This window comes from Spirosoma terrae (assembly GCF_010435915.1).
Classification (GTDB): Bacteria; Bacteroidota; Bacteroidia; order Cytophagales; family Spirosomataceae; genus Spirosoma; species Spirosoma terrae.
On the sequence record NZ_JAAFZH010000001.1, the window covers coordinates 595,394 to 618,423 of the forward strand.

15 protein-coding genes are annotated in these 23,030 nt (G+C 47.6%); 5 read left to right on the plus strand and 10 right to left on the minus strand.

Annotated elements, in window-relative coordinates:
• Positions 1 to 73: 73 nt before the first annotated feature.
• The 6 genes from GK108_RS02630 to pbpC all read right to left on the minus strand — a co-directional run bounded on the left by GK108_RS02630 (position 74) and on the right by pbpC (position 11,234).
• Positions 74 to 688, minus strand: coding sequence for a HupE/UreJ family protein (locus GK108_RS02630; RefSeq protein WP_163942312.1), 615 nt, complete (start codon positions 686 to 688; stop codon positions 74 to 76).
• A gap of 56 nt (positions 689 to 744) precedes the next feature.
• Positions 745 to 1,257 carry a gamma carbonic anhydrase family protein gene (locus tag GK108_RS02635; protein ID WP_163942315.1) on the minus strand — a complete coding sequence of 171 codons (513 nt, stop codon included), beginning with the start codon at positions 1,255 to 1,257 and terminating at the stop codon, positions 745 to 747.
• 106 nt (positions 1,258 to 1,363) lie between these two features.
• Positions 1,364 to 2,596, minus strand: a complete 1,233-nt coding sequence (locus tag GK108_RS02640) for a sll1863 family stress response protein (RefSeq protein WP_163942318.1) — start codon at positions 2,594 to 2,596, stop codon at positions 1,364 to 1,366.
• A gap of 182 nt (positions 2,597 to 2,778) precedes the next feature.
• Positions 2,779 to 8,271, minus strand: coding sequence for an alpha-2-macroglobulin family protein (locus GK108_RS02645; protein WP_163942321.1), 5,493 nt, complete (start codon positions 8,269 to 8,271; stop codon positions 2,779 to 2,781).
• Between the two features lie 94 nt (positions 8,272 to 8,365).
• Complete coding sequence (locus tag GK108_RS02650; protein WP_163942324.1) at positions 8,366 to 8,797, minus strand: nuclear transport factor 2 family protein; 432 nt, start codon at positions 8,795 to 8,797, stop codon at positions 8,366 to 8,368.
• Between the two features lie 67 nt (positions 8,798 to 8,864).
• On the minus strand, positions 8,865 to 11,234 hold the full coding sequence (gene pbpC / locus GK108_RS02655; RefSeq protein ID WP_163942327.1) for a penicillin-binding protein 1C: 2,370 nt from the start codon (positions 11,232 to 11,234) through the stop codon (positions 8,865 to 8,867).
• 96 nt (positions 11,235 to 11,330) lie between these two features.
• Here pbpC and GK108_RS02660 point away from each other — a divergent pair, with 96 nt between their 5' ends.
• Complete coding sequence (locus GK108_RS02660) at positions 11,331 to 12,740, plus strand: MBL fold metallo-hydrolase RNA specificity domain-containing protein (protein ID WP_163942330.1); 1,410 nt, start codon at positions 11,331 to 11,333, stop codon at positions 12,738 to 12,740.
• Positions 12,741 to 12,831: 91 nt separating this feature from the next.
• On the opposite strand, the gene GK108_RS31205 is transcribed toward GK108_RS02660, so the two are convergent.
• Positions 12,832 to 13,044 carry a hypothetical protein gene (locus GK108_RS31205; RefSeq protein WP_246224634.1) on the minus strand — a complete coding sequence of 71 codons (213 nt, stop codon included), beginning with the start codon at positions 13,042 to 13,044 and terminating at the stop codon, positions 12,832 to 12,834.
• A gap of 121 nt (positions 13,045 to 13,165) precedes the next feature.
• Here GK108_RS31205 and GK108_RS02665 point away from each other — a divergent pair, with 121 nt between their 5' ends.
• Complete coding sequence (locus tag GK108_RS02665) at positions 13,166 to 14,608, plus strand: BatD family protein (protein ID WP_163942333.1); 1,443 nt, start codon at positions 13,166 to 13,168, stop codon at positions 14,606 to 14,608.
• Between the two features lie 69 nt (positions 14,609 to 14,677).
• Positions 14,678 to 15,757, plus strand: coding sequence for a chorismate synthase (gene aroC / locus GK108_RS02670; protein WP_163942335.1), 1,080 nt, complete (start codon positions 14,678 to 14,680; stop codon positions 15,755 to 15,757).
• Positions 15,758 to 15,764: 7 nt separating this feature from the next.
• On the opposite strand, the gene GK108_RS02675 is transcribed toward aroC, so the two are convergent.
• Positions 15,765 to 15,968 carry a hypothetical protein gene (locus GK108_RS02675; protein ID WP_163942339.1) on the minus strand — a complete coding sequence of 68 codons (204 nt, stop codon included), beginning with the start codon at positions 15,966 to 15,968 and terminating at the stop codon, positions 15,765 to 15,767.
• A 77-nt stretch (positions 15,969 to 16,045) separates the two neighbouring features.
• On the opposite strand from GK108_RS02675, the gene GK108_RS02680 reads away from it, so the two are divergent.
• Together GK108_RS02680 and GK108_RS02685 are read left to right on the plus strand one after the other, a co-directional pair.
• Positions 16,046 to 17,020: an FAD:protein FMN transferase gene (locus GK108_RS02680; protein ID WP_246224635.1), complete on the plus strand. Its 975-nt coding sequence runs from the start codon at positions 16,046 to 16,048 to the stop codon at positions 17,018 to 17,020.
• Positions 17,021 to 17,219: 199 nt separating this feature from the next.
• Positions 17,220 to 17,594: a hypothetical protein gene (locus GK108_RS02685; RefSeq protein ID WP_170305371.1), complete on the plus strand. Its 375-nt coding sequence runs from the start codon at positions 17,220 to 17,222 to the stop codon at positions 17,592 to 17,594.
• Positions 17,595 to 17,648: 54 nt separating this feature from the next.
• Here the strand turns inward: GK108_RS02685 and GK108_RS02690 are convergent, their stop codons facing one another.
• Together GK108_RS02690 and GK108_RS02695 are read right to left on the minus strand one after the other, a co-directional pair.
• Positions 17,649 to 21,101 (minus strand): ATP-binding response regulator, encoded by a 3,453-nt coding sequence (locus GK108_RS02690; RefSeq protein ID WP_246224636.1) that lies wholly within the window; start codon positions 21,099 to 21,101, stop codon positions 17,649 to 17,651.
• A gap of 291 nt (positions 21,102 to 21,392) precedes the next feature.
• Entirely contained in the window at positions 21,393 to 22,754 is a 1,362-nt protein-coding gene (locus GK108_RS02695; RefSeq protein WP_163942342.1) for a Gfo/Idh/MocA family protein, read from the minus strand.
• Positions 22,755 to 23,030 lie beyond the last annotated feature (276 nt).

Sequence of the window (23,030 nt, forward strand, 5' to 3'; positions counted from 1 at the left end):
AATACAAAAAAAAGAAGTTTGCTAGAATCGTATTCTGATGAATACAAAGAACATACACAGGAACGGTATATCGTTACTGCATCAACTCGCCCAAATACTCATTGTTGATGATCAATGAGAGCGCCATTCCGGCTACGATTCCAGAGATAATAAGGGTCCAGCGAAGCCTACTGCTTTGTATTACGTTAAGAATAAGGTAGGCTAGGGCTAAAACAATACTAACAATAATGAGCTGACCAACTTCCAGACCAATATTGAAGGCCAACAGCGGTTTTATAATATTGGCTTCCCGGCCCAGAAGACTACGTAGGTAATTGGAAAACCCCATTCCGTGAATCAATCCAAAGGCCATTGCCAACCCGTAACGCCATGATTGATGCGATGGTTTGGCCGTGTTACTTCGGGTTTTAGGCTCCTGAAAAAAGAAGTTGGTAATGGCGGTAATAAGAATAGTGATTGGAATGAGTAACTCAATCAGGTCCGTTTTATACGTAATGAGCTGCAATGTTGCCAGCGCCAGTGTGATAGAATGCCCGATGGTAAAAGCAGTGACCAGAATGAGCACCTGCCGCCACTGTTGTAACGTGTAAACAGCGCAGAGAGCAATCACAAAAAGAATATGGTCGTAGCCACTGGGGTCTGTAATATGATCAAATCCAAGTCTGAGGTAAATAAGAAAATCATCCATTTGCCGAAAGAAGCGTTTCGTTTGCCATGTATTGTCTTTGTCAACGTGACAATAGGCTAGTCTTTGAACCAGCCTGCATACATGACGTAGTTATTGGCTGTTCGCATAAATATCTCTTCTTGCTCAGCGGAAACCGGTTTGAGCAGTCTGGCCGGATTACCAGCATAGATAGAACCGGGGGGAACAATGGTGTTCTGGGTCACAATAGCGCCAGCCGCAATAATACTTCCAGTTCCGATTACCGCCCCGTCCATAACAATAGCGCCCATGCCAATCAGCACTTTATCTTCGATTGTGCATCCATGCACCACCGCATTATGCGCAATAGAAACGTAGTTGCCAATGGTAGTCTTATGACGTTGATACGTACAATGAATGACTGCGCCATCCTGAACATTGCAGCGATCACCAAACGTAATGGAATTGACATCGCCACGAACGACCGCATTGAACCAAACGGTGCAGTCGCGGCCCATAGTGACCTGACCAACAATGGTAGCGTTTTCAGCGAACCAGCAATTGTCGCCAAATGAAGGATGAATGCCGTTGACCGGTTTGAGTAGTGCCATACTGCAAATATATGGCCGTGGCTTGTCTTTATGGTTGATCATATACCCGGACAAGAAAAAAGGCTGACCTAAACGGCCAGCCTCTCGAGGGAAGGTTCAAAAACAACTATTTTTTATCAACCTTATCCATCATTTTATCAATAGCGTCTCCGATATCGTCAATAGTCCGATTCGTTTCGCGTTTTACCTTTTTAAAGTCATCTTCACCGGAGCGCTGTACTTTATAGTATGCGTCTGACAACTGACGACGTTTATCTTCCAGATCTTTGATACGATCCTCTCGATCTCTGCGGGCCTTGCGGCTTTCGTTTTTCACTTCTTCCTTGGCATCGTCGAGTTGATCGTCTATTTTATCCATCTGTTCCGAAATTCGATCCGAAAGATCTTTACGGTCATTGGCCAAAGGATCATTGTTCCGACTGTTGCGGTCGTTATCCCGATCCCGGCGGTCGCTACGGTCATCCCGGCGACTGTCGCGATTTTCATCCTGGCGATCGCGGTCATCCATTCGACGTTCGTCTCGCCGATTATCCCGATTGTCGTCTCTCATATTATCGCGATTATTGTCCCGATCCCGGTCGTTGTTATCCCGGTCCCGATCATTGTTGTCGCGATCCCGGTTACGTCCATCGAACAGGTTAGAAAGAACGCCCCGGTTATCCCGGTCGCGGTCATCATCCCGACGATCGCGATCGTCATAACGCCGATCTGAGTCCCGGCGGTCGTCGCGACGATCATATCTATCGGATCTGTCGTCGTCCCGGCGACTGTCGCGATTGTAATTATCGTATCTGGAATCGCGATTGTCTCTGGAATCCCGATCGTCGTAACGTCGGCTGTCTGACCGATAACCGTATGTATCGCGCGAGTCGCGGTAGTCACGGTCGTTGTAATCGTCCCGGCGGCTGTAAGACTCACGATAGTCAGAAGAACGGTCGCGATCATCGTTGCGGCTATACGAATCCCGATCGTTATAGCGATCATCGTCGTAGTTGCTTCCCGACATACGGTTTGGCCGATCGTCCCGATCCATTGAAGAGCGATATGAGTTCCGGTAAGAACCCGCTGAGTTGTAGTCGCGTGAATCGTTGCGACTCATACGATTGTCGCGAGATTCATCCCGATCCTGACGGTTACGATTTGAATAACTGTCTCGGTCATTGTCGTCATAGGTCGACCGGTCACGAGAGTCGCGGGTATTGCTCGTGCGATCTCGCTGTACCATATCCTGTCTACTATTTTTAGAATCGCCGTAGAGCCAGCTCTCAAACGAAGCGCAGGATGTTAAACTAGTAGTGGCTGCCAGCATAGCCGCTACAACCCAGGTTCTCCTTTCCATAACGTTACTGTTATTTGCGTTGGTAATGTTATACAAAGACGGTTCAAAAAACGTACCATGCCGCTTTTTGAACCGTAAGACCTCATTTAGCCGACCATTGTGGACACTATTTCCCCAAAAACTGTGGAAATAAATGACCAGTTTTATTTTGAAAAGTATATCAATGGGGAAATATAGACACACTAGTTGACTGAAAGAAAGCCAGCCCCATTGTAGCTTCTATACTCACTATTATACATCGCATCCGCTGAAACTGGTCCCAGAACGAACCGTCCTTTTGAAATTGCCCGAGCCTGATAATAGAACGTTCGCTGTGTTCCGGTCGCCTTAGTATAAAAGTTAATTCGGTCGTCACGTAAGTCAAAATGATCGGGCTGAGTGGGGTTTTTAATCCATGGCATATCACGTGCTTCGGTTAGGCGAGGGTTTTCTACTTCGAGTCCGGCGGGTAATAAATCAGTAATCACCACATTGTCTATGGTCAAACCGTTCGTGCTTGCCAGCGTTATTTTTACAACAACTAGGTCGTTTTGCCGGATCTCATGGATGGGTTTCCCATCTCGGCTTAGGAATTCCCTGCGCACGATCAGATCGTTATCTTCTTCTTTTACTTTCCCATCATCCGGAACGCCTTCGCTTTGCGTAAAATAGTAGACTGTTCCAGAACCTTTTGCCGATACGGTTAGTGGGACATTGGTCGGAACGCGTTTGATCGACAGAAAGGCGTCCTTCATCGTGCCTAACACCTGATTGCCAGCCGAAAGCGTGGCTGTGGCTGTGTTAGACGCGTTTTGCCGGGCTAGTTTTCCCAGCGACAGAAAAGCGAAAGCCGATTCCTGTGTATTCAGGTATCGGGACTGACGTACTGCGGTCGATAATTGACGGGCCAATGATGGGATTTGTAAATTATCCCGGTCGGTGTCGACCAGTGCATCCACAACAAGCGCCAGATTGCGGAGTGGCGACGCGTAGCTTCCGCCTGTCTCCCGGCTGGTTGTGTTATCGACGTATCGGTTAGGCAGTAACGTAGCAAAACTTCGGGTATCGCCAACGCGAAAGAAAGCGGCTGCCAGCAGATAACGACTGTCTGTTGTGAGTGACGCACTATTTTGCTTGTAATAGTTCATGGCCGACCGGTTCGGTTTACCCGCAATGGCCAGTGTATATAACGAATAAATAGCGGTTCGGCTGGCAATTTTCCTGACGCTACGTCCCCCCGATTCATCGTACGACGTTACGTTCTCCGTAGCCGGATTATTAGTAAAGTTGGTTAGATGGTCGATGGCCGAGCTAAGGACTGAACTTCGAACTTCGTAGCCTGCCTCCTGCGATTCCGCCAGGAAGTGGACAGCATAGGCGGTGGCCCATTCATCGACTTCGGTTTGACCGGGCCACATGGCAAATCCGCCATTCTGAGCCTGTAGTCCTTCTATTTTCTGAATAGCCTGACGAACATTGGTAGCAGGGTTCAGATCGCTGTCATTGGCGCGGACAAAATACGTAGTGGAGCCAATCTGTTTGGTCAGGTCGGCAAAATAGATTTGGGGGAATGCTTTGGATATCGTTTGTTCCAGGCAGCCGTGCGGATAACCGAGCAGATAGGATAGCTCCTTACCATATTGAGCGGCTGGAGACCGGCTTAGTGTAACGCTGGCTCGAGTTGTTCCAGGAAGAAAGCGTGTTGCGGCATCCGTTAGAGACAGTGTTTGGGTTTTTCCGCCAGCCACGCTGCCTGACAAGGTACTTTTCTGTAGCGAAGCCGCCGGGCGAACTGTAATGTCCGTTTTTTCGGTAAACGTTTCCCCAAGTCCATTAACGGTTACGGTAATAGCCCCTGGGCCTATGGCTTGCTTAGCCGAAATCCGGAACGTAGTGCGGCTTTCCCGGCCCGGCTGAATAGTTAGCTTTTGGGTTGTCAGGCTGTCAGTCGCTAACGGGCCCGTCAAACTCAGTCGGGCGGTTATGCTGGCTGGCTGCTTGGTCGTGTTGCTCAGATTTACCGGCAGCTCTACCTGATCGCCGGGCGTCAGGAAGCGTGGTACGCCCGTGCTGATCACGATCGGATCGGCTACTTTCATATTGCTGTTCGCCGACCCAAAACTGTTGTCTTTATAGGCCACGGCCATAACCCGCAGATCGCCCGAGAACTGGGGAATATCTACCGAAAATTCAGCTTCTCCGTCCGAGCCTGTATCTAGAATACCACTCCAGAGCGCTACCAGTTTCACCCGGCCGTTGCTCAGCGGATTGACCCGCCGTTCGAGATCGTAACCATCACCCCCCACGCTCGAAGAAGAACGTAGTGACAGTTCGGGATACAGAAGCGCATACAGATCGTGACTGCCAACTTCCAGCGCCCGTTTCTGATAATAAAAGCCGTGCGGATCAGGCGTTTTGAAGTTTTTGAGCTGAAGAATGCCTTCGTCAACAACGGCTACCGTGACCTGAGCATTACGAACCGTTTTAATACGTATCGTTTGTTTCGTTTTCGAGCGTGATTGTGTTGCCGCTGTAATAGCTACCGGGATTTTGGTGTCGGCGTTCTGAACCATAACGGGCGTAAAACCGTGGGCAACCGTAAGAGGAAGATTGGTGCCGTCGATTGCCCGAATGAGCGTAGCCGTTACGTAAACATTGGGCAAGTGTTCATTGCCTACCGAAAAGCTCCATTCGGCTGATTTATTGTTGGTGGTGAGCCAGTGCGATTCCAGAACGCGATTCCGTTCAATGGTTAGTAGCAACTTACCGTCAAATGGGGCTTTGACCAGTATTTTGGCTTTATCGCCAGTCTGGTAAGCAGGTTTGTCGAGGGTCATGAGTACCTGCCCTTCCTGGCTGACCTCAAACGATGACGCAGATGTACTGCCGTACCCATAGGCGTAAAAACCGGTAGCTGCGTAGTGGCTGATGGCCTCATTACTTGTTCCCGAACGACGAATCCGGATTTGATATTCGCCCGAAACTGTGGGGACGTAGCGAAATGCAGCCCGGCCCGATTTAAACAACAACGTGTTGGTATAGACCGTTTTCTCGTGTCGTTTCGTGGTGTATTTGATTTGCTCGTTCTTCTTTTCGATGACTGTCTGATAATCGTAGCGAACCACCTCAACCAGCGCCGATGCGGAGGAACGTAGCGCTCCCACCGGGTCAAGAGCAACCAGCTCAGCGGTAACGGGAGCGTTTGTCGTAACGTAACGATCGGGTAGCCGTACGCCATAAAACGTGTCCTGCGTCAAGATATCGAACCGTCGGAGTCGGTTAACAGGACGCCCGTTTTCGTCAAATACCGTAACGAAAAGTTTACCTTCCAGAATGCCTATATCCTGATAAAGAGCAGGAATCGCAAATCGTTCGGTCGCCTGCCCGTTTGCATTGGTACGTCCCTGGCGTACTTCTTTCGGGAAGGTAGTTTCATTGGGAATATCGAACGAGTAGTCCTCAAATCCTTTAGGTGCGAATACTTTCCGCTTTACCTGCAACTCCATCTCATAGGAGCGATCCGACGCTGGTGGCCCGAATAGATTCAGGGCCGTAGCCGACAACGTAATGGTTTGCCCGGCTTTGTACTGACTCCGATCTGTAAGAACATCTACTTTGATGCGATCAGGAATAAATTCCTCGACGCTGACAGGTTGCGAAGCCAGTAGTACGTTATTGGCATTCAGAATCTCGATCGTATAACTCCCTGTCACGGCTGCCGGGTCCAACGCTACGTCGGTCGTAACGGCTCCCTGCGCATTGGTCATTTTGCGAAAAGCCCGCCATTCGCGGCCATTGGGCATCAGTAAGCGGATAATTACCGGAATCTCGCCGACGCTCTGCCAGGTTTGGGAACGAATGATGGTATTGAAGTGAATCGTTTCGCCCGGTCGATAAATGTCCCGATCGCCATAGACAAAGGCATCAAAGCCAGATTCATTATCGCGTTTTCCGTCAACCTCAAATCGGGATGTTTCTACTTGCGTATCGGGCAGAAACAGGAAATTAAAATCGTCGCTGTCGGTGCTCTCCTGTCGGGCAGTGATCAGGGCAATCCTAAAGCCTGGTGCTTTTTCGGTTACTTTATCGAATCGGGCAAATCCTGTTCCGTCAGTTTTGAGCGTATAGACCGACTGATTGTTACTGCTGACGAGCGTCAATTCTACGCCTTGCAGCGGTTCGGCAGTCCGAATGGAATTGGCCCAGACCAGAACTTCCTCTTTTGTCTGATGAGCGATCAGGCCAATGTCAGAGACTGAAACGAGCTGACTGGCTTGTAGATAGGCTTCTTCTTTCGAGCCGACCGATACCAGATAAACGCCTTTGAAATTTTTGTTCTGACTGGGTAGCGCCAGATTCAGTGCCGAAACACCCCGGACTTTGGGTAGGTCAGTTGTTTCGACTGTTTTATTAACCAACACATCGCTCAAATCGCCCGATTCATCATCGCTATAACTGAACGTACCAGAAGGCCGCCATTCGCCCTGGCTGTTTTCGGCGTATTCTTCGTAACGGCCCGAACGAAGGTAGTTCAGGATGTTATTTTCATAAACCTTGGCAATTTTGATCTGTACTTTAGGGACATTTACAATCTTCAGACCAACATTTTGGGCTCCTTTCGACGAGAGATACAACGCCTTTTTAGTCGCAAACTGAATGCTGGCGGGCATTTTTCCAAAAAACAAATCCCGACTGACGGGTTCTGCCAGTTTTGTCCCCAACGTTCCCCGGATCTGATCTGTGAGCGTCAGTACGTACGTATCGGTTTCCGTAAAGTCTCCCCGAATAATAAAACCGTTTTCTGTTAATTCGGCGGTTGTTTGCACGGATGGCTGGATGGTGTAATATTGAGTCAGGTCTCCGGGTTGAAGTTCCTGCGTCGTAATTACGCGGACAACACCTTGTGATCCACCGTTGCCGCTGCTTTCAAAACTGGTTACTACGTCGGCTATGTCAATCGTGTACCGCGATGGTAGTATACCCGTTTCTTCAATAGGGTCTTTGCTCACATAAGCCGAGTTGGGGACTTTTATTCCTTTGTCTACTTTTATTAGTAAGGGCTGCTCATTTTTCTGCGCTGGTGCATTCGCTAACGTAACAGCGATAGTACTCTGCGCATCACTTTGCCCAATTTGGGTAGCTACGGCCTTATCGTCTGCCGATACGTTCAGTTTTCCTGATACCTCTGCCGAACTGACTGGATAGTTAAAATTCAGCCGAAGCTTTGCCACAGGCTGACCTGTTTCCCGCGATTTAGTCCACCAGGTTTCGGTATTGGTTAGTTGCAGATAAGGCGTGTGAAACGTAATGTCGTCACCCGACACTTTCAGATCCTTGTCTGCTGATTTTGTCAGGATAGTAGCCGTTAGCTCCGCTCGGTAATCGGTTGCCGGTTCAAAAGCAACAGCGGGTGAGAAGACCAGTTCATTAGGGGCTGTCCATTTGAATTTACCGCGAACGGCCGGAATAAAGCGAACGTATTGTGTGGAGTCCCATTGGTCCAACTGACTGGCAGGGCCAACGTTTTTATTGAAGGAGAACGTTAGATTCTGAGTCTGCTGAATTTCATCGTCAAAATTGCGCCCGACCACATTAACCTCATTGAACGACAAGCGAGAGCAGTTGAGCAGCAGAGTTGCGCAGAGTAGAGTAACTAACAGCCTGTTGGGAAGTATCAGGGAAGGGCGAGTTGTCATACGAAAAGTGGGGAATAGTCTATTCTAGACGAAAAAACCCACTCAAAATTGGTGAGCGGGTTTATATTTCGGAGAATGACTTATTGAGCGGTTGTTAACGTATCGGCGTGAATTGAATATTGACAATTTTCCAGCTTCCGTTTTGCTTGGCTGAGACAACGGAAAAGGTTACGGTATTATCAAAAGATTGGCCCTGAACATTACCCTTCGCTTTCCAGGTGCCTGTCATTACAGCCGCATCGTTGTTGTATTGCCGTATACGCGTATCAGAAACAGTGGCCGCATCAACTACTACGTATCCGCCACTAACACCCTGCATCAGCATATCGCTTTCTACGGAATGTCCGTCAAAACTGGTCAAACTAAAATCACTGGCAACGAGCTTGCCAAGTGTTGCTCCGTCTTCATCCAGGAGAGCTTTGAAGAACGCATTGCCAAGGGTCGTTGGGTCCTGATTGACATCCGCTTGCTGAGCGAACGTTGCCGTATTTAGTAAGAGGGCTACAATAAATAGTATTAGTTTCATTAGAATATGGTTGGTTTTCGGGTAGAAATGTGTTGATAACTAGTTGAAAAGCAAAATGAAGAAACTACTACTCATTCCTGATCATTACCCGCAAATCGCTGTATCGTCCTTTGTCGTCGGCGCAGGAAATTTTGAGTGGGCCGGGACGAGGTCTGAAAAAAACAGATTCAGTTGCGCTGGCTTTTCGATAGAGTTTATCATTCAGATACCAGAAAACGGTCTGCACATCGCTGGCGGTCTGGCAGCCTAATTCCAGATCAGCGGGTTGCTTGGGGTTTATAAAATAATCGCTTCCATCGTTTAGACTGGTAATGAGCGGTGCTGTTCCGCCTTGTCCGAAGACTCGCTCGCAGGCTGGGTTATGAGGAGGTACGGATTCAAATGGAATATGCTTGCTTTTGTAAAATGCGGCTATTTCGGGTGCCAGATTTGGATAAGCACGACGTATGGCACCACTATCGGGTTTGCAATGGGGGCAATAGGAAAGTGTACCTGCTACGTTGGTAAAAACAGCTTTCAGGTGCTGGCAACGCCGATAGCGCGACACGCCCATGATGCAATAGTCCGTAACAGGTTTCGTACAGAATTCGCCTGGTACGTCGCCCGTTTCGGGGCAAATTAATCGCATTGACAGATTTTGCGCTGGTTTTCGAAACCAACCGCGTGGCGAATTATAGTCAAGAGCATTAAATAGTTGAAACAGCAACGGCGTGGCTGTGTTGGCTCCGCTCAGTTCGGCCACGCCAACCCCCGAAAAGTTACCAACCCAAACCCCAATCGTATATCGTTGGTTATAGCCAATGCTCCAGGCATCCCGGCGGCCATACGACGTACCAGTTTTCCAGGCAATTCGGGGTAGATGATAGCTGTTATCGAAATTGTTGGGTAAGTCGGGGCGGGTAATTTGCGAGAGTGTATTCGTGATCAGATAAGCGGCTTCTGGGGAAAGAATGCGGAACCCTTTTTCCTGAAGTAGCTTCGTTGCTGGTTCATCACTGGTTTTCGGTACTACCGAACGTAGTGAACGTACTTCTCCGCCACTAGCCATGCCAACATATAAGCGGGTCATTTCTTCGAGCGAAACTCCGCATCCGCCCAGAATCATGGATAAGCCAAGTTCTTTTGCCTGCTTTTTGATGGTCGAAAAACCGGATTTTTGTAAGGCAGACACTAGCGTAGGCGTACCGATTTCCTTTAACAAAAATACGGCCGGAATATTTAATGAATTGGCCAGAGCAAACTCCGCTGTAACTGAACCATTGAATCGGCGGTCGTAATTGTCAGGTTCGTAGCCGCTAAAATTGGTTAGTACGTCGTTGAGCTTTGTTTTGGGCGTAATGAGTCCGGCATCGAATGCCAGACCGTACAGCAACGGTTTTAAGGCGCTGCCCGGCGAACGTATCGCCCGAACGCCATCTACCTGCCCGCCATCGAACGTATTACCAAAGTCAGTAGAGCCAACGTACGCAACGACTTCACGGGTTTGGTTATCCACAACCAGTACGGCCGAATTGTGGATATTATACGCTCTGATCCGATTTGCATAATTCTGAACCAGTCTTTCGGCTGTAGCCTGCAAGGCTGGTTGTAGTGTTGACTGAACGATTGGGCTGGTCGGATTGTCGGTCCGTAAACGTCGGGCCAGATGCGGAGCCTGTTGGGGCGCTGGGCGTCGGTAGGCGTTCAACGGTTCGTTTAGGGCGTCGTCGATAGCAGCCTCATCAAACAACTTGCTACGTCGAAAGCGATTCAGCCAGCGGTTACGCTCCTGCACAATCAGGCCATTTTTACTGCCTAACCGTAAACTCGACGGGCGGTTGGGAATAATGGTCAGCGTTGTTATTTCAGCAAGACTAAGCACTTTGGGCGGTTTCCCGAAATACAACAGCGAGGCTGATTTTAAACCTTCAATGTTGCTGCCGTACGGAATCAGATTCAGATATAACTGAAGAATCTCATCTTTCGAGAAATGAATCTCCAGCTGAACGGCCCGGAACAATTCCAGGGTTTTATTCCAGTACGTTCGTTCGCGAGGTTCAAGCAGTCGGACGGTTTGCATCGTAATGGTTGATGCCCCAGATGTTCGTCGTCCCGACAGCATATTTCGCCCAGCGGCCCGTAGCATCGCCACCGGATTGAAGCCAAAATGGTAGCGAAAGTATTTATCTTCCTTAAACAAAATAGCCTCCCGAAGAGTAGGTGTAATCTCAGTTAGTTCGGTATACATACGCCACTTATCGTCGCGGCTCAGGAAAGCGTGTAAAATAGTTCCGTCGCGGGCTGTGATTAACGTAGCGTAGGGAACATTTACGTTGACAGGAAATAAAAAATCGATGGCCAAAAATAGCCCAGAAGCCACCAAAAGAACTTTCGTTACATGGAGTTGCCAGATTCGTTTGGTGATGATGCGAACGTTTCCCAATATTGACCTACTCATCGCCTGTACTACGTAACGTATCTGCGTGCTTTGTGTGCAGAAAGTAACAACAAAAATCCAATAAATCCCTTAATCTGAGAAATATCGATTTAGACAATGATCGTTCAATTTTTTGGCGCTGCCCGCACCGTAACAGGCAGTAAACATCTAATTACCACCAATGGCGGTCGGCAGATTCTGCTCGACTGTGGCCTTTTTCAGGGGATCAATACCGACGAGCTTAATCAACAATTTGGTTTTAATCCGACCGAGGTAGATTATATGGTATTATCCCATGCTCACATCGATCATACAGGATTGATCCCCCGCCTGGTGCGTCAGGGATTCAAGGGGCCGATTTATACTACGTCGGCAACCATCGATCTGTGTGAGGTGATGCTGATGGATAGTGCTCGTATTCAGGAGCGCGATCTTGAGCGTGTGAACGAGCGACGACGGCGTCGAGGACAGCCTGAACTGGAAGCCCTATACGACGAGGAAGATGTGCAACAGGCGCTGGATCAGATGGTAGCGGTTCACTACAACGCACCGTTCGTTGTTTGTGATGAGGTGATTGGCTTATTGACGGATGCTGCTCATTTATTAGGCAGTGCGTCGGTAAGCTTAACAATTCGTGAAAAAGAGGCTGACGGAGAAATGGTGGAAAAGCATCTTTTCTTCAGTGGCGATATTGGCCGCCCTGACGATAAAATACTACGTTCGCCAGATAAATTTCCGCAGGCCGACTACATTATATGTGAATCGACGTACGGCGATAAACTCCACGAAGCAGAGCCCGATATGAAAGCGCATTTGTTACGTATCGTCCAGCAAACCTGCGTTGAAGGCCGTGGTAAGCTTATCATCCCCGCTTTTGCCGTCGACCGGACGCAGGAGTTAATTTATGCGCTGGATCAATTGTCGAGTGAAGGCCGTCTTCCGAGGCTCCCTGTTTATATCGATAGCCCGATGTCGGTGAAAGCTACGCAGGTAATTCGGGATCATGAGGAAGATTTTAACCCCGAAATACTGGCGTATATCAAAAAGGATGGTGATGCCTTTAATTTCCCAAACCTACACTACATAGCGGATGTAGAGCGTTCAAAAGCTATTAACGACAGCCGCGAACCGTGTATTATTATTGCTCCGTCGGGGATGGCCGAAGCGGGTCGGATTAAGCATCATATTAAAAACAACGTTGAAAATCCCAGTACCACTATTCTGCTGGTTGGCTACGCATCGCCGACTAGTTTGGGTGGAGCGCTGAAGCGTGGTGACAAAGAAGTTACTATTTTTGGGGATCGTTATCGGGTAGAAGCTCGTATTGAGGTTATGGACTCGTTTTCGGCGCATGGCGATTATCGGGAAATGCTTCAGTTTTTGAGTTGCCAAGACCCGGCCAGGGTTAAACGAGTATTTCTAGTGCATGGCGAATATGACAGGCAACTTATCTGGAAAGAAAAGTTGCAGGCCGCTGGATTCAGCCATGTCGACATTCCTGATATGAAAGAAAAAGTAGTCTTATAGTTGGCAGACAGATCGTTTCTGGATGCAGACATAAAAAATACCCCGGTCGTTCGGGCCGGGGTATGTAATCTTTAAAGCAATAAAAGCGTTGTCAGGTGAAGCGGACGCGCGGAACTCGTGTAAAACAACGATTTAGTACAACACGATAAACTTTGCCAAATTGGGCATAACACCAGCGTTTTAGCTGTTTTATTTCTTTAGGAATAAGCAATTTAATGGCTTTAGCCAATTCCTTTTCAAATAGGGCTTTATCAAAACTGACCTTCTGAAGGATGGTCTTGATATACTCAAGCATAGATAGCATGGTACGTCATTGTTTGGTTAAAGAAGCTTATGGACATCGAAAGAGGCTGCCTGGTACATTCTTAAACGAGCGTATAGTATCGTAACGGCTTCGCTTGTAAAATTGTTGCTCAAAAATAATAATGTTATTTGGAATATTCCGAAATTTTTTTGTATTATTTTATATTATTTCAGTTGCTGCGCTTGGGCAAGCAACTGAAAATGAAATAACTATAGAATTAGGGCAAACTAATTTTCCGATTGAACGGCCATTTACTATCTCGGTCATCATTCCGAACAGTGAAAGCCGCCCAACCATTAATTTCCCTGAGCTAACTGGCTTCATAAAAAGAGGTATATCGGCTAGCGTGACGCCAAGTGAAATTAATGGCAAAACAATTACAAATCAAGTTATTACGCAAAATTACCAGGCACAGGCACCTGGCCGATTTCGGGTTCCTGCCTTCTCCATTCAGGTAAATGACGAAACCATTCAGTCGGAAGGAACGCTGCTGGTGGTTCGCCCATCGCCCACGGCCTCGGCTCCAGCTACGTTGACTGCCATTACTCCGCCACCCAATGGATCTGCTTTCTTGTCGTTACGGACATCAAAATCGGCTATATATGCCGGTGAAAGCCTGGCTATGACCTTGTCGTTTTTTGTGGCCGACAACTATCCATACCAGCTACAGTTTATGGCGCTCGAAAAACAATTACAGGCCATTACCAAGAAGATTCATCCGGCCAATGCGTGGGAAGAGAACCTGACTATTAATGAGCTGAATCCAGTTCCCGTTGTTGTGGGCGGGAAAAAATTTCGCGAATACCGACTATATCAGTCCGTGTTCTTCCCGTTATCCAAACAAACAATAAACATACCTGCCGTATCGCTTTGGCTGGGCCGCCAGCCTGTTATTGGCCCGCCCTCATCAAAGCCCGAAACGCTTGTTCTGACCAGTAAACCCATTACTGTAACAGTACGTACTTTACCCGCCCATCCGCTACGGGGGCGAGTGCCTGTGGGAAGCTTTCGGTTAGAAGAAGGTTTGGAACGGCAACGGGTTCAGATAGGGCAAAGCGTACGCTACACATTTGGGATAACCGGTGAGGGGAATATTGCTACGTTACCCGCACCGGCTTTATTAAGTGATACAACCAGTATTGATGTGTTTCCGCCGAAGGAACGACATACTGTTTCGAACGATGGTAATACCGTGACGGGCCGAAAAGTATTCTCGTATTTTCTGGTTCCTCATCAAAATGGCTCGGTTTCGTTGATAAATCGATTCCAATGGATTTATTTCGATCCACAAACTGCCCGATACGATACGTTACGTCCAAAACTACAGCTACGTGTAGGTGGACAGGGAGAGTCGGTAACGGCCAGTTTGCCAGCCAATGATGCTTTGTCTGGCTCCATAGGCGCTGAGCAGGGAAAGCCGATGGGCGATTCCCTGTACGCTGGTATAGAATTGATGGATAGCACGGAGCAGCCAGTCAGTATTCCTGGTTTAATTCGTTCAATTGCCAATGTGTTGATTGTATTGATGCTATTAGGAATGATCTTTGTATTTTTTAAGAAGTGATGCAATCGATTTTGGGCCCTTTATTACTGAGTATGTCCAGAATCTGATGTGTAATGGTCGTTAAAGCACATGAGTAGTACCTACGGAACATTATTTAAAATTTCCACTTTTGGTGAATCGCACGGCCCGGCAATAGGCGTTGTTATTGATGGCTGTCCTGCTGGACTGGTTTTTGATACTGACTTTATTCAGAACGAACTGGATCGCCGTAAGCCAGGCCAGTCCCGAATTACAACCCAGCGCCGAGAAGCTGATGAGTTTGACGTACTGTCGGGCGTTTTTGAGGGAAAGACACAGGGGACGCCCATTGCGTTGGTGATACGTAACACCGACCAGCGTAGCAAGGATTACGGCCATATTGCTGAGCAATTTCGCCCTTCTCATGCCGATTATACGTATCAAACCAAATATGGATCGCGTGATTATCGGGGCGGAGGTCGTTCGTCGGCGCGGGAAACAGCCGCTCGGGTTGCGGCAGGAGCAGTGGCTAAACTACTGTTAGCGCAACAAGGGGTTCAGATACAGGCATACGTATCGCAGGTCGGTTCCTTGAAGCTCGATAAACCTTACACGGAGTTAAATTTAGCGCAGACCGAAGATAATGCTGTACGCTGTCCTGACCCCGAAACGGCAGAACAGATGTTCCAGTATATCGATGAAACCCGAAAAAAAGGGGATTCTATTGGTGGAATTGTCGATTGCGTTGTAACTGGTGTTCCGGTGGGTTGGGGAGAGCCGGTGTTCGATAAACTTCATGCTGAATTAGGGAAAGCCATGTTGAGTATCAACGCCGTGAAAGGGTTTGAATATGGTAGCGGTTTTGCCGGTGTAGCCCTATTCGGCTCAGAGCATAACGATGAGTTTTATACTGATGAAGAAGGTCGGGTTAGAACCAGAACTAATAAGTCGGGCGGTATTCAGGGCGGAATCAGCAACGGTGAGGCTATTTATTTCCGAACGGCTTTTAAGCCAGTAGCCACCATTATGCAGGATCAGAATAGCGTCGATATTCACGGGCAACCCGCAACGGTTTCAGGAAAAGGACGTCATGATCCGTGCGTAGTACCGCGTGCCGTACCCATTGTTGAAGCAATGGCTGCGCTGGTGCTGGTCGATATGTATCTACGTAATAAAGTTGCGCAGCTTTAAAGCAATCTTACTTTTTCTTCAGGACAGCCTGCATAATGGCATAGCCAAGGAAGCCGAAGCCAAGAGCCTGCCCCAAAATACCGAAGCTTAGCAATGAGCCAGCTATGTCTGGTTTATTGGTTTTAGCCCAGGCACCTACTAAAAGGAGAACAATGCCGATGATCCAGAATCCGGCAGCCAGCAGAACGAATTTATTTTTAATCGTGACCATAGCAGAATTAATTGATAAAGTTACTAGCTAAAATTACTTTCTGGCTCAAATTGTCTCTGGGTTTTGTAACCCCTCAAATGGTAGTCAATTTATTGCTGCCATTTTTTGTTGCTGCTCAGCCTGGCAAACTAACCCGTTTTGAGTTCCATCGGGGCTTAATGGGCACCCAGTTCGATGTCGTGTTTTATGCATCCGACAGTTTGCTGGCTCAACAGGCGTATGCTGCCGTTTCGGCCCGAATGGATTCGCTAAATCAGGTAATGAGCGATTATCTGGAAGGGTCTGAAATCAATCGTCTTTCGGCAGCGAGCGGCTCCGGACAATGGATACACGTATCGGCTGATTTGTTTCATGTTCTCCAGAAAGCTCAGACTATGGCGCGGTTGTCGCAAGGGCGGTTCGATCCAACAGTTGGCCCGTTATCTCAGCTATGGCGTCGGGCCGTTCGACGGAACGAATTTCCGACGAAAGCAACGCTACGTCAGGCCCGGCGAACAGTTGGGTATCGGCTAATGGAACTGGATAGTTTGAGCCGATCAGTACGTCTTATAAAAGCAAACATGCGATTAGATGTTGGCGGCATAGGGCAGGGGTTTGCCAATGATGAAGCAATACTGGTTTTGCGCAAATTTGGTATTCGGTCGGCGCTGCTGGATATCGGTGGCGACATTCTGGTTGGCGACCCTCCGCCCGACAATTCGGAAGGATGGCGTATTGGCATTGGCGCGGAAGAAACGGGCAAGTCCGATACGATTATTTTCCTGAAAAACTCGGCCATCACTACGTCTGGCGATACGCACCGATTCCTGAATTATAAGGGTCGGCGGTATTCACATATTATGGACCCTCGTTCTGGTTTAGGGCTCAGGCGTTTTGTCCGTGCTACGGTTATGGCGCCTGATGGCTATCAGGCCGACGCTCTGACAAAGGTGTTTAGCGTGGCAGGGATTCGGAGAAGCCGCCATTTGTTGAAAAAATTCCCTGGAGCTACACTCCTTATTCTGGAAAATAAAAACGGCCGGGCGTATACGTGGCAGTCCGCTACGTTCTAACTAATGCTGTTAAAAAAACTGTCCGCAACTGAACGTAGCATGTCCAGTTGCGGACAGTTTTTTGTTATTCATCTTTTGTAATGTGTTGATAATCAATAATCGGCTCAATTGGCACATCATTTGGCTTACTATAATCGAACAAGTGAACAACAGAAACAGAACATAACAACGATCTATAACACTAAACACAAATACTGCCATGTTAACCTTAATTAGTAAAGTAGCCGCTTCGATCCTGATTAGTGCAACAACATTCGCTAACCCTACCACGCCCAAGGCCTTACCTTTCGGAGCTAGTGCGTTCGTAACGATTGATAATCAAATTCGGGTGTCGGTTGATAAAACAGCGGAAGTGCCAGTAGTGGTACTACTACGTAATGCCGACAATAAAATCGTATTTAGCCAAAAGATTAATAAAAAAGAGGCTAAATATGCGATGAAACTAAATGTCGACGAATTAGCGGATGGAAAATATGAATTGGAAGTGAAGTCAGAAGAAGGAAGTATTCGCAAAGAGTTGAATCTGTCGACGCAACCTGCTCAAAAGACAAGCCGCTTAGTGGCGATGGAATAACCGTTATGCTTGGAAGACAAGAAAGCCTGGCCAATGTGCCGGGCTTTCTTGTCTTTAGGACGTAGCATTTGCTGGTAAGTAGATGGTAAAGATTGACCCTTCTCCCGGCTTGCTGCTGGCTGTTATGGCTCCACCATGATTGGCTACCACTTTGTCGCTGATAGCCAGCCCGATCCCCGTACCTGCAAATTGATTTTTGCCGTGTAATCGTTGAAAGACCTGAAAGATCCGATCGAGATACTTTTCGTCGAAGCCGATGCCATTGTCTGATACATTTATCTGATAATAAGTAGCCACCTTACGAGAAGGCTTAACTGAAGCGGGGAGGGTTTCAGCAGCCACTATCTGGCTCGTTACGTTAACAAAAGGCGGTACGTTGGGGCGACGAAACTTAAGCGCGTTAGTCAATAAATTCTGGAATAGCTGCTCCAGCTGCGACCGATCACCCGAAACGGTTGGTAGCGTATCGATGTTTACCGTGGCATTTACATCCTGAATTATCAGTTCTAAATCGACCAGAACATCGTTGACGATCTGATTCAGCGATACAGGACCTATGCTTTTTCGCTGGGTAGAAATGCGGGAGAAGCTCAACAGGTCTTTGATCAGCATCGACATTCGGTTGGCGGCTCCCTGCATTCTGTTGAGGTGATCAACACCGTCACCTAATCTGACTGCGTACTGATTTTTTAGTAAATCGCTGAAAGCAACAATCTTACGTAGTGGTTCCTGCAAATCATGGGAAGCAACGTAGGCGAATTGTTCCAGATTATGATTTGATCGACGTAAGTCCAGATTAGCATCTTCCAGAGCTTGCGTACGTTGTTTAACGCGGGAGTCTAATTCAGAAGCTAACTCCCGATACCGTAGTTCGTTCTCCTGGGCTAGCTGTGTAATCTTTACCAAATCAGTAACTTCAGTAACTACCTGCAAAACTCCTGTTCGTTGATCGCCTTCATAATAGGGCGTATAACTCAGATTAAAATTAGCGTTTTCAATACGTCCATTCCGATACAGATTAACGGTTTCGGCTACGCCATAATACGGTTCCCCGGTTTGGTACACGTGTCGACATCGATCAACAACTTCTTGTCCATCCAGTTCTGGCATTATTCTAAGCAGCGGTTTTCCCAGTACGTCCATCTCGCGGTTTATTAACCGTAGCATGGCCTGGTTGAGAAGTTCAATTTTTAGGTCGTCGCCTTTTACCAGTAGCATCGCTACCGGTGCCTGCTGAACCAGATTGCGCAGGCGATCTTCTGCCTGCCGGCGAGACTGCGTGAGCTGCACCTGATTGCGGACTTTGGTTAATAATTCCTGGCCTGAGAATGGTTTTACCAGATAGTCGTCGGCACCTGCTTCGAGTCCGTCAATCCGGGCTTCCTGCCCGGCCCGGGCCGATAAAAATATGAGCGGAATCTGGCTGGTGGCTGCGTTCTCTTTCAGCTGCTGCAGTAAGGCTTTCCCGTCCATAACGGGCATCATAATATCGCTCAGAATTAGCTGAGGTGTGGTGGTCTGGAGTTGCTGCCAGGCATCAGCGCCATTGACGGCAGTTTTTATAGTAAAGTATGGGTCGAGCAAGCGAGTCAGATAAGCTCGCATATCTGCATTATCATCAACAATCAGAATCGTTGTTGCTTTGTCGGTCGGTAACTCATGACTTGCCAGGGTAGATGACTCAGACGTTTGCTTTTCGTCTGACAGCATGGAACGGGCTTCCTGAAGGAATGTGTAGGCCAGACTACTAATTTCCTGGCTATGTTCAGCTTCCAGGACTTGATTAGCTGGTAAGTGAGATTTCCCAAGAGGAATACGTACGGTAAACGTACTTCCTTTGCCTTCTTCACTGTCTACCCTGATACGTCCATGATGTAAATTGACCAGTTCACTAATTAATGACAGGCCAATTCCGGTTCCTTCATAGGAGCGTCCTCCCGCATTTTCTACCCGGTGGAATCGTTCGAACATGTGGGGTAACTCCTGTTTGGGTATACCTACTCCCGAATCAGATACACGCAGAACCGCTTCTTCACTTTCGGCTGTTAACTGGACCCGAATCGTACCCTGAAGTGTGAACTTAAATGCGTTGGAAAGAAGGTTAAGCACAATCTTTTCCCACATTTCAGCGTCAGCGTAGACTGCTTCCGAAAAAGGTTTGCAATCCACAATAAACTCCAGTCCGGCTTTTTCAATTAATGATCGAAAACTGCTGGTAAGGTCAATGGTTAGTTTAACCAGGTCAACCGGACGGAACGTAGCTTTTACCCGATTGGCTTCAATACGACTGAAATCGAGCAGGTTGTTGACTAGCTTCAGTAAGCGTAAGGCATTGCGATGCGTTGTTTCAATAGGATCTTTGTAAGCCCAATTCTGGTCCTGAACAGCATTCATCAGCTCCTCCAGTGGACCTAGCATTAAGGTTAAAGGAGTACGGAATTCGTGGCTTATATTGCTGAAAAAAGCGGTTTTAGCCCGATCGATAGCCGCTAATGCTTCGGCTCGCTTTTGCTCTTCCTGATACGCATTAACGTTGGAGAAAGCCGTGCTAATGGTATTGGCCAGGAGTTCATAAAAATTAAGATAATCGTTGTCGAGAGCACGATGCGGACTGACTCCTGCCAGCAAAAAGCCATATGGTTTCTCTCTGGCTGAAATCAGAATCGGGAGAAGTAGGGCTGTATGAGGATTGTTGTCATACGGTCCGGCCTCTATGCTGCCAATCGTCTGATTGAGATTATCGATAATGACTGACGTACTGTGGTTGGAGACCCAATTTGTGCTCGAAACATCTAAGACCTGTAAGTTGTCAGGAAGAGAGGAGCCAGGTTTTAAGCCAACTGCTTGCAAGAGATGGGCTTGTTTACCATCATCCTGAAATTCATAGAATAGTAAAAAAGGCAAGTCCAGGCTAAAATCGGTCTGATCAGTGCCAAGGCTGTCATAAATAGCCTGATTGGTTTTAGCCTGACCGGTCAGGGCTGCTACATCGCGCAATACCTGTGTGCGACGGGCGCTCAGCATTTTGTCTGTTGTTTCGGTAATAGGGTGGAAAATACCGCCCACTTCGCCCGACTCATCCCGGATGGGAGCAAACGAGAAGGTCATAAAGGCTTCTTCCAGATACCCAAATCGATCGAGGAACATACGCTGATCTTTAATATAGGTACCTTCGCCCTGTTGGCCTCTGGTAAAAGCGTCGCCAACGACCGGAAGGGCAGTTTCCCAACAAATACGGAAGTTTTGCCCCATTGATTCAGGGTGTTTAGCACCGCAGATAGGGCGGTAACTGTCGTTATAGATCTGGATCGTTTCAGGACCCCAGGCGATTAGAATCGGGAAGGTGGATGATAAACAGAGGCTCACAGAAGTCCGTAAACTTTGTGGCCAGGATGAAACCGGACCCAGTGGTGTTTTAGACCAATCCATAGATCGGATTAGCTTACCCATCTCCCCTCCGCCAGCCAGAAACTGTTCTGGGGATTCTTTCTCAATCGCAATAGACATTCTATAAAAACAATCATATATTGAGTGGCATAAGGACTATGTCACTCAATGGTCTGCAAACAACCATTTCCTATCAAGATATTCAGGTAAGCAAGCTCAAAAATAAGGTTAAATATGAGATTGTTTTTATGTGATGGCTAATTCTTAGGCATTGAGAACATAAACCTGATGTACTGGTTAAAGTGATTGTAGTAAACAAAAGCAAAACCACACCTATGTTTTCACAGATGTGGTTTTGCTTTGTGCGAACCAGGTTTAGCCGCTAGGCTTGTCATGCCCCTACGTTATCCCCTATACGGTAATCGTTTTACCAGGTACCGCAATTTGGTAGAAGCCATCTTTATCGGGTAGGCTCTTAGGCATCGCATCCCAGGCCAACTTGTCGGGGAAGAGATCAATTTGCGAGTTTAGGGCTTCGTCCCACTTCACTACCTTTCCTGAATAGGTAGCCATTCGACCCATAATAGCGGTCATGGTGCTTTTAGCACCATTTTCGGCATCGGCAAATTTATATTCGCCTTTGGCAATGGCGTCGAACAACTCATCGTGCTCAATTTGATACGGGTTACCATCGCTTTTTCCATTATGCGTATAAATCGGCTGACCTTTATAATCCATCAGTATACTCTTCTGACCAAAAGAATCGACCCGGCCTTTCGTACCCAGAAACATTTCGTCAACCTTGCTGTAGGTCCCTTCGTAATGGCGGCATTGACTGTTGATAGTCGTGCCGTCGGCGTAGGTGAAGTCAACAATATGATGGTCGAAGATTTCGCCGTCGTCTTTGCCATTACGTACTTGTCGGCCACCCGTGCCCTGGCAGGAAACGGGATATCCTTTTTTCACCCAGTTTGCTACGTCGATATTATGGATGTGCTGCTCGTTAATATGGTCGCCACAGAGCCAATTGAAGTAATACCAGTTCCGCATCTGGTAGTCCATTTCGGTCTGGTTCGGCTTGCGCGGTTTATGCCAGACACCACCACTGATCCAGTACACTTGGCCGCCTACAATATCGCCCAGGGCTCCATCATGAATACGTTTAATCATTTCACGATAATTAGGCTGATAATGACGCTGTAGGCCAACTACTACGTTAAGCTTTTTCTTTTTGGCTTCTTCAGCGGCTGCCAGAACACGACGAACACCGGGCGCATCGGTAGCAACGGGCTTTTCCATGAAAATTTGCTTACCCTGCCGAACTGCTTCTTCGAAATGGCTTGGCCGGAAACCGGGAGGAGTAGCCAGAATCACTACGTCGGCCAGGGCCATTGCCTGTTTATAGGCATCAAAGCCTACAAATTTATTAGCGTCTGGTACGTTTAGTTTTGATGTTCCATCGGCTGCCTTTAAATTTTTGGCTGTCAGGAAGTTGGTGATATTTTTATAGGATTCGTCGAGACGATCGCGAAAGGCATCGGCCATCGCAACGATCTGCACGTTTTGCTTTGTACTCAAGGCCTGCTGAGCCGCACCTGTTCCACGACCTCCACAGCCAATCAGTGCTACCTTAATAGTATCGTTTACCGAAAAATGGTAGCCCGATTTACCCGTAGCTGCCTTAGAGGCAAAAGGTAGGCTACCTAGTATAGCTCCCCCTGTCAGCAGGCTGGAGGTTTTGAGGAAATCACGTCGGTTCGATTCGTTTGCCATAATTGTATGTTATATCGGTTGAAAGCTATTTACGAAAAGGCACGACTGGTGTGGATTTACTATTTGTTTGGTGGCTATCTGCTTATTACTGAATGGAGGACGTATTAAGTTTTAGAGAAGTAACAGATAAGGCTTAGTTTATTGGCTATTATTACAAATTGATAAGTCATACTTTTTGTAAAATAAATAATAGTAACGATGATGCCGGCGGAGTAGAATCCTACATACGCGAAGAAAATTTATTAATGTCAAGATTTTTTTGCACAAAAAGACTAC